Raw genomic sequence first — 16400 nt, 5'->3', positions numbered from 1 at the left:
CAAAATTTCAATTATTAATATATTGAAGGAGTTGCTTAAACTCTTCTGGTGTAGATTTTCTTAACCTCAACCTGTGTCCTTTTATAAAAGTCTTAAAACGCGCATTTTCTTCTTCGCTCAGATATTTCCGAATATGTCCTATTCTATTGATTTTATATAGTTTACCTTTCTCCATCAGAAAATAAGTTTGAATCAAATCAGAAAAATGATAACTACTCTGTGACGGACCACTGGATATTTGATATAACTTTTTATAAGCAATCATAATTTTTCGTTCTCCACTTTCCGCAAAAACATTGAAATACCTGGTGTTGGCCGAGTCCAAATCAACCGCAATAAAAAGTAAATCCCCTAAATAAACCGAATCAATATACTCCTGAGGTAAAATGACCCTAACCTCTCCTCCGAGAACATTTTTATAGTTTAAAACAAAAGACTGATTAAAAACATCATAATTCATTAGCACATCATTTATATATGTGCCTCTGAAATAAAGATCAGAATTTATAAATACTTCGTTAAATAAAAAAGGATTGCCTTCAGCTTGCGGATTTGGATTAAGATATTCCACTCCAGTAGTTATAAACTGTGGGATGCTCTTATCACACTGTTCTGATTCCATAAGAGAATTAGCATTTATCTGGCTATTTGCAGCAAAACTATACAATCCCCAAACTAAAATTAGTGGTAGAAATATTTTGTACTTCATGCATTTTTTTCAAAAGGAAACAAAGATAACATAACTTATAGACAATATATACGACTTACGTCATATTTGTGATATACATCATAGGTTAGTTACACAACAGAGAGAGCTGTATTTATACAATACAGCTCTCTATCTATATTAATACTTAGATTTATTTACTAATGATCATCTTCAGGCCATCCTGTATACCTGTATCCTGAACCGATATAGGTATATCCCGGGTCACTTGCCCATTGAACTTCAAAGTAAATACTGTCGGTGACTGTTCCTGAAGGAGCAGTTGCTGCACCAGCCATTATTTTACCATTTTCGATAGTTGTATTATCGTCCCAGATGAGATCTTTACCTTCATTAATAGTAAAAGTTTTATTGGAATAATTTATTCCAACTTTCACTTTATAATCCCAGAAATTTCCATCATCTGTCACCCACATACTATCTGTACTATTATCAGATGTATTGTAAGTTAATAACTGATAATAGCCATAACTTCCGAGAAGGTTACCATCAGCGTCCATAACAGACATATTAACCCACCAGGTACCAGCCATATCCTGCACGGCTGTACCACCTGGCTCGTAATCTTCCTGACATGCTGCAAATCCAACAATAACAGCAAGAACCATAATGTATTTTATAAACTTATTCATTGTAATTCAATTTTAAAATTATTTACTAGCTGTAACTGCATAAATATCGCCACTTGCATAAATTGACTCCCAGTAAGGTAATCCTGTTACAGGATCATAAACACCATTCTGGAATCCTTCCAAACCGTCGCCCCATCCACGCACGTAACTGGAAAGTAGCGTTAGCGTGTAATCAGAATTCAGTGAAAGATAACCTGTCATTGCATAACTTGCACCGTATCCATAACCAATAGAATATGTACCGCCTAAAAGACAATCCACATAAAATATACCCTGAGCAACTTTTGTAATTGTCATTTCTGCCGCATAATCCCTTGGATTCGTACCGTCACTTTCAGTTCGGGTAATTGCAGTTGTATAAGTTCCGGAAAAATCATCAGAAGGAGCAGAAGGATCGTAAACAATAACTGTTCTTGAAACACTTGAAGAATACCCGTCCCCATTCACTGCAGAATAAGTCAAAGTATACACTCCCAAACTGTTTTGGTCAATAGAACCTGATACATCAACATCACCAGTTACATCGGTTTCACCTTCCATAGCCTTATAACCAGGCTCGGCATAGGCCTGTCCTACCGGAATTGTCATTACCTGATCACCTTCAAGCTCAAAAGTTACAAAATAGGTAATTTTTGAATTATCCCAGGAGGTAATTTTTTTCTCACAGCCTGACAGTACAACTATCAGCGCGGTGAAAAGTCCTAATATATATATTCCTTTTTTCATAATTCTAATTCATTTTATTATTTAGTATCCCACCATACTTTAGTTGTAAATCCGGTTGTACCAGTTAAACTTGGAGTATTTTCATTTGTACTTTTAGCTGCATCCGGATATGGAAGTCTGTATGGATAATAGACTCCATCGGGCAATAAGTTTTTAGCCGGGTCAAGATACTGACCTGCAACATATGTTGAACCATCACCAAAATCATCCATGTTTCCAAAATATTTTGGAACGTCAGACCTTCTCATTTCACACCAAGCCTCATAATTATTTACAGCACACAATGAAACCCACTTCTGCATAAAAATCAATTCGTGCAATGCATTCTGTGAAGCAGTTTCATCAAAATAATAACTGCTACCCGGTGCATTATATAATGTTGGATCTGCATCTAAACCATGAAGAGCAAGACTGGCGTCAATGGCCGCTTCAAAATGCGGTTTAGCTGCTGCAGCGCTATTATTTAACATTAATTCAGCCTCAGCCATGAATAAATGGAGTTCTGCCATTGTGAATAGATAAACCGGTTGAGTAGGAGACAGGAAAGGTCTGCTATAGTCACCAGTTAAATGACCAAGTTCAATCTCTTTAAGTGCAGGATACATACCTTCATAAGTATCAGAGTTTGCTGCAAGATTAAAAATAGTGCCAATTCTTGGATCACTTTTTGAAGCCATAAAACGAATAATATTAACTGTTGCCACGTGGTTAGCATCTGTATTTAACTGTTTGGTCGTTTCATACCATGGATTACGCTTATTTACTTCATTCTGAAAACCAGAAAAAGCAACATCCTGAGTCATGAACATGCCTTCACTCATTAAAGCATTCACCTGAGATGTTACATTAACCACATCGCTTTCACGCATCAGCAGTTTCAGTTTTAATGCATTTGCAAATCCAATCCACTCATCCAGACTTCCATCAAGGATAAGGTCTGTATTTGCAACTTCTGAGTCAGAATTCAGTTTGCTTTTTGCTTCATCAATTTCCGCAAGTAAAGCTGCATAAACAGTCTGACCATTATCCCATTTAGGCTGTGGAAATTCCGTTCCCTTTAAAGCTTCTGTGAAAGGAACCTGATCAAACATATCGATTAAAATCTGATAAGCATAAACTCTAAGTGTGGTAGCAACTAAATAATTACCCCAGTCCTCAGCATCAACAGACTTTGTTCTGATTCTTTCCAGATCGTTCAAAGCACCTGCGAACATTTCAGTATAATCATTATCCATAAAATCAGTACGTAAATCATACGTAGTGATTGAGTTATACTGGTTCGCTTCCGGAGCCTGTGTCCAATACTGTGCAAAAAATCCTGTAACATTGAACAGGTTACCACCCAGTCTTACCGCAATAGAAGCTTCTGCTGCAGGTAAGATTAACTCCGTATTCACATCTGTCGGCACGTTTGGATCTTTATTGACATCCAGCCAATCCGAACAACCTCCAAGAAACAGAGCTGTAATTGTTATTAATAATACTATCTTTTTCATGATATATTTCATTTTTTCAATTAAAACGTAATTTTCACATTTGCACCCCAGCTTCTTGTAGGTGGATTAGCAGAGAATTCACCATATCTACTGTTAATATCATTACCAAATGTTGTTACCTGAGGATCAATCAGATAATTTTCCGTTGGTGTCCAGAGCCACAGATTGTTACCATAGACCGAAACACTCACACCTGAAAGCGGTGTAGAAGCTAAAAGCTTTTTAGGCAAACTGTAACTCAACGAAACGTTTTTTAACTTAACAAATGTTCTGGGCAACAAGAAAGCCCTGTCCAGTTCTTCACGACCGTCCATAAAGAAGGAAACAATTGTAGAGTTATTTACAGGAACAGTATTCTCAACATAATCAAATTCTTCGCTGCCATCAGCATCCATTACACCATCAGCATCTGCAATTTCGTTAACAGAATTCGGTACAACAAATGGATTTCTGTCGTTATAAATAGTTTCTTTAAGGTTACCAGTAAACATATTGATGTCTTTAGTTCTGGAATAAATCAAACCACCCTGCCGGTAATCGATATCAAAACTTAAACTTACATCCTTATAGGTAAATGTGTTGGTCATACCCATGCTATAGTCATACGCAGCTTTTGGCACAATCGCCTTTTCTGCTGCAGCTACCGGTAAACCATCACTATCCACAACTATTCTTCCGTCAGCTGTTTTCTGAGGAACAGTCAGTTCAAATAATCCCAGAGGTTCTCCGACTATGGCCACAAATCCAACAGTACTTAATCCACCTAGGTTAACTTTATTACCCAACTCATCGGGTAAGGATACGAGTTTTTCATCGTTTTTGTAGTAGTTATAGGAAAGGTTCCATCTGAAATTCCGAGTCTTAATTGGAACGAGATCTACCTGCAGCTCAATACCCTTATTTGTAATTTCACCAAGGTTTGTCGTCTGTGAAGTATAACCGGTTGATGGTGCCATTTCCAGATTATAGATCTGTTTGTTTGATACACCATTATAATAAGTCAGGTCAAAACCAACACGTCCGGTGAAAAAATTCATCTGTAAACCAAATTCATATTCCGTACGAATCTCTGGCTGTAATGTAATATTAGCAAGTCTGTTACCCACTTCATAAGCATTAACCTGGCTCAACGGAAAATTAATATTTCCGAATGGATTGCCTACGGAAGCCGCTACAAAATACGGATCCAATAAATATGGTCCCGCGTCGGCACCAGTCTGTCCCCAGGAAGCCCTTACTTTACCCAGTGAGATAACACGTTGTAAGTCATCCGACAAAAGATCAGAAAATACAAAACTTACCTGTGCTGCAGGATAATCATAATAGTTGTTTTCCTTAGGCAAAGTAGAAGAATAGTCTCTTCTTCCTGTCAAAGTAAGAAATAACAAATCCTTGTAAGCAATTTCTGCGTTAAAAAATGCACCAAATACCCTGTAGTTAGAGTAATACTCCCCAACAGTTGGCGTTTCTGCTGTATTTGATAAATCATAAAAATCAGGAATAGAAAGGTTCGCAATACTTGCACTAACATCACTATATGTTCTTGAAAGAAGTGAAGTACCTAAAATCAAGGTGAAATCAAAATCACCAACTTCTTTCATATAATTAATGAAAAAGTCATTGTTAATTTCATTTCTTCTGGTCATTGATTTTAATACACCTCCCGGATCAGAAACTTCCTCAAAGTTTGGTGTTCCTGGTGTAGTTACCAATCTTGGGCTGGCAATCTTTTGCTCATAATCTGTCGCATCATAACCTAAACGGTTGCGAACAGATAACTCATTGGTAATTTTATATTCCATTTCAATACCACCGAACACCTTCTGTGAACTATAAGTAGTGTACAGGTTATCCAACGCGTAATATGGGTTGATAACACCATAAGGAGTAAAATAATAGTCCAGACTATTAAACGCATCTGTTTTATAATCCCTTAAACTAACAATGCTAATATCCCTTGGAATCTGAGAAAGGTTATTCATTATAGTAAATCCCTGACCTGTGGGCACAAAAGCGTTATTTTGCTTTGATATATTTACGTTGGTACTAATTTTGAAATTCTTGTATTCATGTGTACCTCTGAATTTTGCTGTATATCTCTTCAGTCTGTCATGATCTTCAGGAATAATTCCGTTATCATCAACCTGAGATAAAGAAGCATAATACGTAGTATTACCATTACCTCCGGACACTGAGATATTACTTGAATATTTCATTCCATAATCGAAAAAGTCATACAGATTATTAGGTTGTGCAACGAACGGCTTTAATTTCTGTGAGTTATTATATATTGTACCCCAGAGACGCATAGAACCGTCAAATTTTGGTCCCCATGAACCATTTTCAATCAATGTGTGGTGACCATCCCAACCCATACCAAATTCATTCTGGTATTCAGGAAGTCTGAGGATATCACTCATCTGTACAGTTCCGTTAATTTCAACTTTGATATCCTGATCTTTCTTACCGCTTTTAGTAGTAATAACAATTACACCATTCTTTGCACGGCTACCATAAAGTGCAGATGCTGCAGAACCTTTAAGTACTGTTACTGACTCCACATCGTAGGGGTTGATCATCTGGTTACCTGCACCAAAATCGTAACCACCGTTTAAAGATGTACTCGCCACAGTATTATTAATGATAGGTACACCATCAATAACATATAGTGGTTGGTTAGCACCACCTAATGAGGACATACCACGAATAATAACCGCATTTGATGCACCAGGTGAAGATGAACTTGTAGAAATGTCCACCCCGGCAATTTTACCGGAAAGAGCACTCATAACATCGTTGGTTTGAGACTTTACAATCTCATCGCTGTTAACAGATGTAGCAGCATAACCCAGTGCTTTTTCTTTCCTCTTAATACCCAAAGCAGTTACAACGACCTCATCAATAGAAACCTGCGAAGGTTCAAGTGTAACATTAATTGTGGTTTTACTTCCGATTTCAACATCCATAGTCTCCATTCCAACGAAGGAGAAACTAAGAACTGCTGCATCATCGGGAACCTGAATTGAATATTTACCATCAGCATCGGAGATGGTCCCGAGGGTTGTCCCTTTAACCTGGATTGTCACGCCAGGTAAGGTACCGCCATCTTCTGAAGAATAAACAGTACCTGTAATCTGTTTGGTTTGTGCATTAACAAACGCCATCACACAAAACAACCAGGTAAACATTAGTAATAGCTTTCTCATAAAACTTGATTTTAATTATTAATTTACCTTGTTTAGTTAAACGACTTTAAGCAAAGTTAAAAATTTTAAATTATTGACAAATATGAAACCCCTTATTTAACAGGAAAACTAAATAACATTAAAAACTCAAAGTGGTTTAAAGGAAAAGAAATATATTTTTTCACAATAACGCTAAAGTTTTCATTAATAGTCAACTGCTAAATGGAATTTCTTTGTTTCTCTTAACATCAATTTCTTTCTGAACCCTAAATAGCAAAGTTAAAAAATATTAAGTAAGAACCAAATTTGTTAAAAAAATTAATGTGATATCCTGTACTACTACACATTCACAAATCTACATGTGTCAAATATAATTCAAATTTTAAATAAAAGAAATTTCCATACAGAAATTTTACTATCAAAATGTCAATTTAAAAGCAACAATCTCAATTATATGACATATGTCATGTTATTATGTTAAATTCACAAATTTTGAGCCTTTTCCCAGGCTTCTGCAGCTAAAACCGGTTCGCCATTTTTTGAATAGGCATCACCGAGTAGCCTAAAAGACTGTGCATGATCACGTTTAAGATAGGTGGCTTCTTTTAAATCGTCAATGGCAGCTTCATATCTTTTCAGGCTCAAAAAGAGCTTTCCACGATTAAAATAGCCTTTAAATTCCTTACGTTTTAACTGGATAGCTTTTGAAAAATCTTCTTCTGCCTTATGATAATCCTTTAGATTAATATAGGTATTTCCTCTCCGGATATACGCATCGTAAAATAACGGATTAAGCTTTATGGCCTTATTGTAGTTGGCCAAAGCTGATTTATGATCCTTAATTTTTGTCGCACATTCATTACCCATCACATAAAACTCTTTTGCCATATCTGAAAAATCAGATATCATATCCATTTTCTTGAGGCTCTCCTTCTTCAGTTTTTCTTTATAGGCAGCAAGCCCTGCCAGTTTAATGGCTATAAAACGTTTTATTAATGGTTGATTTGTGATATCATTTTGTAATTGCGCCTTTTGGAAAAATTCCAGCGAATTTTGGAAATCATTTGTATTGAAAGCTTCAAGTGCCTTCAGATAATTCCCGAAAGATTCCGCTTTCTGAAGGCTTCCCTTAATGAGCTGCTCATTATTAAATTGATGTGAAAAATCAGCTACCTCCTTTTTCACAAATACATCTTTTCGTCTCAACTGTTGTTTTAAAACGATTCCTTCAAGCGATGTACAGCGGCTAAGCGCCACATAAGTCTGACCGGCAGCAAAAGCGCCCTCACCCATATCAATAATAACGCGATCAAACGTCAGCCCCTGGCTTTTATGCACAGTAACGGCCCAGGCCAAACGCAAAGGAAACTGCACAAAATTCCCCAGTTCTTTTTCTTCGATCCGCTTTTCCTTTTCATTGTATTCATATTTAATGTTACGCCACACCATTTTGTCCACCAGAACTTCGTTCCCGTCTTCAAGCATCACACCAATATCTTCATCATCCAAATGTATAATTCTTCCAAGCGATCCGTTTACCCAACGCTTTTCCGGATCGTTTTTAATGAACATAACCTGAGCATCCACTTTTAGCTCCAGGTTCAACGATGTGGGCAGGTTGTTTTCGTTAAACTCGCCCTCTATTTTTCCCTTATACTCAAAACTGACAGACGGCAGATCTTTCAGGTTCTTTTCGTTGATGTAATCCACGGTATCTTTGCGTGTAGCCAGTGTAATAAAAAGCTCTTTTGACTTTTCGTCCGGTTCAAACGACCTGTTAACTCTTGAGTTAAGTGCGTGCAGTGCTTCTTCTGACAAATTGTTAATCCGAACAGAATCCAAAAGTTTAACAAAATTCTCATTCTTCTGACGGTAAACCTTTTTCAATTCCACCGATACCAGGTCAATCTGGCTGAACACATTGGCAGAAAAGAAAAACGGCGACTTATAAAACCGTCCGAGAATATTCCAGTCATCACGCCTGACCACCGGTTCAAGCTGAAACACGTCTCCTACCATCAACACCTGCTTTCCACCAAAAGGAATCCGCATATTTTGTGAATAGACCCTTAAAACCCTGTCGATAAAATCCACCAGATCAGCCCGAACCATAGAAATCTCGTCTATAATCACGAGCTCCAGTTCCTTAATAAGCTTTTTGTGTTTTTTTCTGTACCTGAGAAAATCAAAAATACGTCCCTTGGCAGTTGATAAATCCGGATCATCGGGCAAAACAGGTCTGAAAGGCGCTTTAAAAAAAGAATGAATGGTTTGACCGCCAACATTGATGGCAGCAATCCCGGTTGGCGCAAGTACCACATATTTCTTCCGGGTCTTCTCGCAGATATATTTCAGAAACGTAGATTTACCGGTACCGGCTTTCCCAGTTAAAAAAAGGCTTTGACTGCTTTTTTCAATAATCTGAAGCGCCTGTTGAAACTCCTTGTTATCCGTATCTATATGTTGCGTTCTCAACCCCATTTTTCGATAAAAAGCAAATATAAGGATGAAAACAGAAGATACCTATTCGCCGGGAAGGGAGTTCTTACATTATTTCAACAGCAATGAACTGTCACCATAACTTAAAAACCGGAAGTCATGGTTCAGGGCATAATCGTAAATATTTTTCCAATCCGAATCTACAAAAGCGGAAATGAGTAACAACAAGGTACTGCGGGGCTGATGAAAATTAGTTACAATGCCCTTCACAATTCTGAAATTGTAACCAGGTGCTATAATTATTCCGGTTGAAGCCGAAACAAACTCCTGATCGTTCAGTTTCATATGGTTCAATAGCGCAGACAAAGCATCTTTCACTGCAATTTCATCACCCAGATTATATGGTTCCCACTGGTCAAGCACATCAATACAGAGTCCTTTTAAGGCTTTTACACCGAGCCAATATAACGACTCCAGCGTTCTTACAGATGTTGTACCAACGGCAATAACAGGCCCAGCGGTTTTAATCAGTTTTTCAATAACATTCCTAGATACAAAGATGGTTTCTTTATGCATTTTATGATCACCAATCTTTTCGCTCTTCACCGGCTGAAACGTTCCGGCTCCCACATGTAAGGTCACCTCTGCCTGCTCAAAACCGCGCTTCGAAAGATCATTCAATACTTTTTTTGTAAAATGCAAACCCGCTGTTGGAGCAGCCACACTGCCGTCTATTTCTGCATAAACTGTTTGATAGGTATTTTTGTCCGACTCTTCCGAAGAACGGTTAAGATAAGGTGGAATGGGAATATTACCTGCTACTTCCAGAATCTGGGAGAAAGCTACATTGTTGTCCCACCAGAATTTTACATTCACCGAACCTTCCTTACGTTCTACGATTTCAACATTCAACTCTGTTGCTTTACCTTCAACAGAAAGTTCCATTTTCAATACATCGGACTTCCACTTTTTAAGGTTCCCCACAATGCAATTCCAGGTTACTTCGCCTGTTGCCTGCAAGGCCAGGAGATGCTGGGTAGGATGAACAGGTTCCAAACAAAAAACCTCGATGAGCGCACCGGTAGCTTTTCGAAAATGCAGCCGTGCATGAATAACTTTTGTATTATTGAACACCAGCAAGGAGTCCTGCAAAAGATGTTCCCCTATTTTATTAAATACGGTTTCTGAAATCTGTCCGCCCTTATACAATAATAATTTTGATGCATCCCTTTCCTTTAAAGGATATTGTGGAATTTTTTCATCAGGAAGAGAATAATTGAATAAGTTGATATCTATTTTTTGCGGGTCATCCATTTATCTTAATTTTGCTACAAAAATAGTCTAAAATATTAATCATGAATATCAGAGTTGGTGACCAGATAAAGTATCTGAATGATGTGGGAGGTGGTAAAGTAATCTCTATCAGGGATAAAAAGATTGCCGTGGTATTGCAGGATGACGGTTTTGAAGTGCCTGTTTTAATCACCGAGTGTATTAAGGTTGAGGATTCAGAGCCGGAACCGGTCAGGCAGCAGATTCAGGCACCCGTAAAAGAAACGTACCAGTATACCGAAATAAATTCTCCTGAAAATGAACAGCTTAACCTTCTTTTTGCATGGATACCAGGCGATCCGAAAAGTTTTGAAGTTGACGACACGGACCTTTATCTTGTGAACGACAGCAACTATTTTTGCCAGTATTTGTGTGCATTGATAAAAGGCAACAAATCACAGATTGTCGCTCACGGTGTAATTGAACCCAACACAAAAATTCTTCTGGATTCGTACGAAAAAAGGGTTTTGCTGGAAAATCAGAAACTATGGATAAACGGACAGTTCTTTAAAATTGACAAGCCTTTTGAAAAGAAACGGGTTGTTGATTTTGCGGTCACCCTGAAACCGGAAAAATTTGAACCAAAGCGTTTTAAACCAAACGACTATTTTGATGAACCTGCAGTAATCAACCCGATTATTAAAAATGATTTTTACGAGGGAATTGAACAACTATCAGAAAAAAGTATTGAAAACGTAAAGCTGGAAAAAGATTTTACGCCTAAAAAGGAAACTAAGCCGGTTCAGGATAAAAATGCCATTCTGGAAGTGGACCTGCATATTAATGAATTGCTGGACGACTTATCGGGATTGAGCAATGCAGATATTCTGAATTATCAGATGGCAAAATTCAGAGAAGTGCTGGAAGAAAATAAAACCAATAAGGGCAAACGCATCGTGTTTATTCATGGGATTGGAAACGGCACGTTAAAAACCGAATTACGCAAAGAACTGGACCGCAAAAAAATGCGACACCAGGATGCATCGTTCAGGGAATACGGATTTGGAGCAACGATGGTAATTATGTAGACGCAAGAACCAAGACACAAGAACCAAGATTTAAAATTTGGGGAATTTCTATTTTTGTCCGGTTAATAATCAATATAACTTAGGATTCTTCACTTCATTTTATTACGCTCAGAATGACATGATATTAGGTTCATTCCGAGTGTAGCGAGGAATCACTGAAGCTTTAATCGGACATTAAGGAATATTTATTTTAAAAAACAGAAATTTAAATCCGTACCAAACTAATTTTTTATAAATTTGCGCCCGGAAAAGAGTACGGGGTGTAGCGCAGCCCGGTAGCGCGCGTCGTTCGGGACGACGAGGTCGTCGGTTCGAATCCGGCCACCCCGACAAACAAAATCCTTTCGCAATGCGAAAGGATTTTGTTATTTGACGACATTCCAAATTCATTTGAAGATGGAGGAAAATAAAAAATTAAAGAATGCGTAGCATTCAGGATTTTGTTTGAGCATCTCCCCTAATATCAGATCACCGACCAGCAGGAGGTGATCCAGTTAATACATTCTTTCACTCCTTCAGAGTTTCTGTGATTATTGCACAAACTGTTTTCTACAAAAATGTCAGTCCTTCGGACTTATTCACCTTATTTGCTAATGATTCATTTTACACAAAATAAAAGAGATTCACGATAGTGAATCAGGGATTTTGTTTGAGCATCTCCCCCATTCCTGATCACCGACCAACAATAGGTAATCCGGTAAATACATTCTTTCACTCCTTCAGAGTTTCTGTTATTTTCACACAAACTGTTTTCTACAGAAATGTCGGTCCTCCTGACTTTAATACAAAAAGGGTTTCGCAGCAGCGAAACCCTTTGCATATTTTAGCGTGATCACTATTATTATGCATTTTCAACTTTTACACCAAACGCGCAGTATGTCAGATAAAGAATACAGGCGAGAATGACAAATACACCACCGATGATTCCAATAGCATCTGTTGCGGCACCTATCAATGGCGTAACTGCACCTCCACCGGCTACCGCTGTGATCATTAAACCGGATATCTGATTCGCCTTTTTCGGCCTTGCCTGTACTGCCATGGAATAGATGATCGGGAAGATACAGGACGCCAGGAAACCAATAGCGCCGATGGCCACAAGGTTTACCATCTCCACCTCCACAAAGGCCAGCACCAGGCCAACTACTATGGCAAGCAGGATATTGATTTTAAAATACCGCATCTCCGAGATCTTTGTCATAAGGAATGCGCCGAGCAAAGCACCAACCGTACGGCTGAAGAAATAGATCTGCGGGGCGATACTTGCATCCGACTTTTCCCATCCAAAGCGTGTGGTCATGAGTTTGGAGCTGATAAAGTTCGTGGCCACATCCACACCTACCACAAAGAAAATTCCAAAAAACAGGATCAGTATCTTTTTATCCTTTAACAAGGCAAAGGTATCCTTAAACGAGGTGGTATGCTCATCATCAGCAACAACTTCTTTGGGAATCGGGGTCAGCAGTAACCAGATAGCCGAGAACAGAGTGATCGCACCCAGAATCGGGAAGCTGTAATACCACAGTTCGTTATCGCCGTTTCCGAATTTATTAACCGCCAATAATACGATTTGTGGTCCCAATAACGATGAGATGGCTTTTACCACCTGACCTGCCGTAAGACTACTGGTGAGAAATTTCTGATCGGGAACCACATTGCTCAGCAGGGGATTCAGTGATACCTGCAATATGGCATTACCTATTCCAAGCAGTGCATAGGCAATCATTGTGGTGACACCGTTATAGTTTACCAAGGGTATGATCATTCCAAGTACGGTAATCACCATACTGATCATCACGGTATTTTTCCTTCCCCACTGGTTCATTTTGGTGCCAATGGGAATTCCCAGGAACAGGAACCAGACGAACACCATGGATGGTATAAAGCCTGTCATTGTATTGGACCACCCAAAGGCTTCCTGGGCATAATCGGATGAAAAGCCTACGATGTCGCAGAATCCCATTACAAAGAATCCGAACAAAACAGGAAGTAGTTTTATAAATGTTGATTTTTTAGCCATAGTATCTGATGTGTTAAGTGGTTAGTATCGTTGTTAGTTACATTTTCGGCAGAACCGGTTTAATCTTTGCAAAGAAATCTGCGTCAAGCATCCGGGCGCTGCCAATGATAGCCGCATCTTCCTTAAGTCCGGACAGGACAATTTGGGTTGTGACACCCTGTTGTTTTAATACATCTTCGAAGGCAGGACCAAATAGATTGTAAGCACCGGTCACATTACCGCCGATAACCAGTTTTCCTGCTCCGAAGCTTTTCAGCCAGGGGCCTAAAAAGGTTCCAAGGTTGGTTCCGAACTCGGCAAATACGGCCTGTGCCCTTTCGTCAGTTTCAGCTTTTTCTGCCACCGGCTTTACACCATCTACCTTTTCATCGGATATTTCTTCCCAGCGGGCCATATACCAGCGTGTAGAAAAATAATCATCCGCGATGCCATCCTTAAAAGGTAAATGCCACACGCAACCCATCGGGGGAACACCTTCTGCCTCCACTACCGGTACACCATCAGAAATAAATGCTGACCCGAAACCCGTTCCAAGGGTTATCGAAACACTGGCATTGACATCCGCGGCTTCGCCCAACCAGGCTTCACCGACTGCAAAAGCCGAGGCATCGTTCATAAAACGATATGGCACATCCAATCCTAAACGTGATGCTAATTCCTTAGCCACATCAATCTTGTACAGCTTTTCAAATTTATCAACTGATGCATCAAACATGGCCACGCCCGTATCGTAGGCAAATGGTCCGGGCATGGCAAAGCCAACACCTGCAACATTATCTTCTCCAACTTTCGAAACCGTTGCCTTTAAAGCATCAGCCCAGGCTGATAAAATATCATCTGCCGTTGCTTTGTTATCAACCTTTCTTTCGGTATGACTATCCTTCATAATGTGGCCCTCGTACATATCGACCAGGGCACAACTAATATGGCTTCCGCCAATATCAACTCCTATTGAATATCGCTTCATTATTAAAATTCGAATGCTTTATTAATAATAGTGTTTTATCTAAATTAGTACAATTTAGCACATCCTGTTACTCATTAATCTAAAAGAATAAAGATGCCGAATCTCCTTAATTTTATGATTACCTATTTAAGATAAATTTCAAAAAATTAAAGACAATAAAATATTTTGTTTTATCACCCTCAGGATAAAACATTTATTTTTTTTGCCTAAATTTATAGGTAATAAATATCTGAAAATCAATACCAATCACAAAATCAATTCATCGCTTAATATAATTTAAATATATTCTGATTTTCAGGTTTAAACCAAATTAAAATGAAAAATCTGTTTTTATTTATCATGTTTTATTTAGCCTCTTTCTCAGTCTTAAGTCAAAGCAACTGGAAAAGCTTCAATACTGAAAATGGACTGGATGGCAATTATGCAAGAAAACATCTGGTTTGTAAATCAGGAGATGTATGGTTACTCACAGGTCATACCGTGAATATCTATGATGGCAATGTTTGGAAAAATATTGATCAAATAACAGATACCGTTACTGGTGAGCAGGTTGTATTTGAAGACATTATGTATATGAACGAAGATCCTAGCGAACATGTTTGGTTAGGCACAAAAACAGGCCTTATTGAGTATGATGGTAAACAGTGGCAGTTCCACAGGGAACAATGGAACAAAAGATTTGGCTGGCAGGGTTTTACCATTAAATATTATAGTATGGACGCACAGGGTTATATCTGGGCATTTTTAGAAAAATTTGAACTGTTTCCCAGAGATTTTACTCAGAAATGGACTATCGGGTTAATGTACAGGTTTAACGGCACAGAGTGGGAAATTTATCCTGGCATGGCAGGAAGAACAGCTATGAGAACATTAGAAAAAAACAAACACTTCAAACAGTTCTTTACAGATAAATATAAGAACTTTTGGGTATTGACCTACAATGGATTCCGTATATGGAACGGTGAAAACTGGCAGATTTATAATGGAGTAAAACAAACAGAACTGGATTGCCAGGTAACGGACAATGATGGTAATATATGGTTGGGCAATAAATATGGATTACAAAGTTATAACGGAAGTGAATGGACAACCTACAAAAAAAAGAACGGACTTGCTGCTGACTGGGTATATTTTCTTTATGTTGACGACAAAAACAGAATATGGGCATTTACAAAGTCACATAATTATAATGTATTTAGAGGCTTGAGTTTTTACCAGGATAATAAATGGACCAGTTATAATTTTGAAAAAGATGGCTTTGTATTTCCTATCTATTCTGCAAATAGTCCTGGTGACGGAAATTTCTGGATTGGAGGAGAAAATGGTGTTTCTGTTTTCGATGGGAACAGTTGGCAAACCTACACAACCAACAATGGACTGTTAAAAGGCAAATACAACTGGATCATCAAAGATCGTAACGACCATATATGGGCCTGCAGCGACAACAAATACCTGCAAAAACTGGAAGAAGATACATGGAATCCGGTTTTTGTAACGGAAAGCGATGATGAAGCCTGGTGGTATAATTACAGATTTAAGGATAGTACCGGCAATATTTGGCTCGGTGTAAATAATAAAGGTATCTATAAATTTGACGGTGATAATTGGTCCCGATACACAAAAGAGGATGTATTAGCGTCTAACACCATAAAACATATTTTTGAAGATAAACAGGAAAATATATGGGTCATAACCGAAAACGGCGTTTCTGTTTGTTTCAAATAAACTCAATGCTGAAATTTTCGCTGGTAAATTTTCTACGATACTGTCAATCCTGCTGACTTTAAAAAAACTAAGCAAAATAAATTCACAAAGAACTCATCCGAAAACGGTCGTTCCCGGATGAGT

The 16400-nt window shown here is 38.3% G+C and carries 11 protein-coding genes and 1 tRNA gene; 3 read left to right on the top strand and 9 right to left on the bottom strand.

Going from position 1 to position 16400, the window contains the following annotated elements; translation table 11 throughout:
- Window positions 1-7 precede the first annotated feature (7 nt).
- The 7 genes from ACE1ET_RS08955 to ACE1ET_RS08925 form a co-directional block, all read right to left on the bottom strand.
- Window positions 8-709 (bottom strand): hypothetical protein, encoded by a 702-nt coding sequence (locus tag ACE1ET_RS08955; RefSeq protein ID WP_375728050.1) that lies wholly within the window; start codon window positions 707-709, stop codon window positions 8-10.
- 158 nt (window positions 710-867) lie between these two features.
- Window positions 868-1359 carry a lipid-binding protein gene (locus tag ACE1ET_RS08950; protein WP_375728049.1) on the bottom strand — a complete coding sequence of 164 codons (492 nt, stop codon included), beginning with the start codon at window positions 1357-1359 and terminating at the stop codon, window positions 868-870.
- Window positions 1360-1377: 18 nt separating this feature from the next.
- Window positions 1378-2085, bottom strand: a complete 708-nt coding sequence (locus ACE1ET_RS08945; RefSeq protein ID WP_375728048.1) for a BT_2262 family domain-containing protein — start codon at window positions 2083-2085, stop codon at window positions 1378-1380.
- 17 nt (window positions 2086-2102) lie between these two features.
- The gene (locus tag ACE1ET_RS08940) at window positions 2103-3581 is read right to left on the bottom strand and encodes a SusD/RagB family nutrient-binding outer membrane lipoprotein (RefSeq protein WP_375728047.1); all 1479 of its coding nucleotides are present in this window, start codon (window positions 3579-3581) and stop codon (window positions 2103-2105) included.
- A 20-nt stretch (window positions 3582-3601) separates the two neighbouring features.
- Window positions 3602-6787 carry a SusC/RagA family TonB-linked outer membrane protein gene (locus tag ACE1ET_RS08935; protein ID WP_375728046.1) on the bottom strand — a complete coding sequence of 1062 codons (3186 nt, stop codon included), beginning with the start codon at window positions 6785-6787 and terminating at the stop codon, window positions 3602-3604.
- Window positions 6788-7249: 462 nt separating this feature from the next.
- Entirely contained in the window at window positions 7250-9247 is a 1998-nt protein-coding gene (locus ACE1ET_RS08930; protein WP_375728045.1) for a tetratricopeptide repeat protein, read from the bottom strand.
- 69 nt (window positions 9248-9316) lie between these two features.
- Window positions 9317-10519: an S-adenosylmethionine:tRNA ribosyltransferase-isomerase gene (locus ACE1ET_RS08925; RefSeq protein WP_375728044.1), complete on the bottom strand. Its 1203-nt coding sequence runs from the start codon at window positions 10517-10519 to the stop codon at window positions 9317-9319.
- Window positions 10520-10560: 41 nt separating this feature from the next.
- Here ACE1ET_RS08925 and ACE1ET_RS08920 point away from each other — a divergent pair, with 41 nt between their 5' ends.
- Window positions 10561-11565: a DUF2027 domain-containing protein gene (locus ACE1ET_RS08920; RefSeq protein WP_375728043.1), complete on the top strand. Its 1005-nt coding sequence runs from the start codon at window positions 10561-10563 to the stop codon at window positions 11563-11565.
- 256 nt (window positions 11566-11821) lie between these two features.
- Window positions 11822-11895 (top strand) — tRNA-Pro (locus tag ACE1ET_RS08915).
- Between the two features lie 511 nt (window positions 11896-12406).
- Here the strand turns inward: ACE1ET_RS08915 and ACE1ET_RS08910 are convergent.
- Both ACE1ET_RS08910 and ACE1ET_RS08905 read right to left on the bottom strand, forming a co-directional pair.
- Window positions 12407-13585, bottom strand: coding sequence for an MFS transporter (locus ACE1ET_RS08910; RefSeq protein ID WP_375728042.1), 1179 nt, complete (start codon window positions 13583-13585; stop codon window positions 12407-12409).
- A gap of 37 nt (window positions 13586-13622) precedes the next feature.
- Window positions 13623-14552 carry an ROK family protein gene (locus ACE1ET_RS08905; RefSeq protein WP_375728041.1) on the bottom strand — a complete coding sequence of 310 codons (930 nt, stop codon included), beginning with the start codon at window positions 14550-14552 and terminating at the stop codon, window positions 13623-13625.
- A gap of 315 nt (window positions 14553-14867) precedes the next feature.
- On the opposite strand from ACE1ET_RS08905, the gene ACE1ET_RS08900 reads away from it, so the two are divergent.
- Window positions 14868-16277: a ligand-binding sensor domain-containing protein gene (locus ACE1ET_RS08900; RefSeq protein WP_375728040.1), complete on the top strand. Its 1410-nt coding sequence runs from the start codon at window positions 14868-14870 to the stop codon at window positions 16275-16277.
- Window positions 16278-16400: the final 123 nt, after the last annotated feature.

The sequence above is a fragment of the Quyinboa mangrovi genome (assembly GCF_042219825.1).
Classification (GTDB): domain Bacteria; phylum Bacteroidota; class Bacteroidia; order Bacteroidales; family UBA5342; genus JBHJHP01.
Note: the sequence above shows the minus strand (reverse complement) of the source record. Positions and strands in the feature narration are given on the sequence as shown.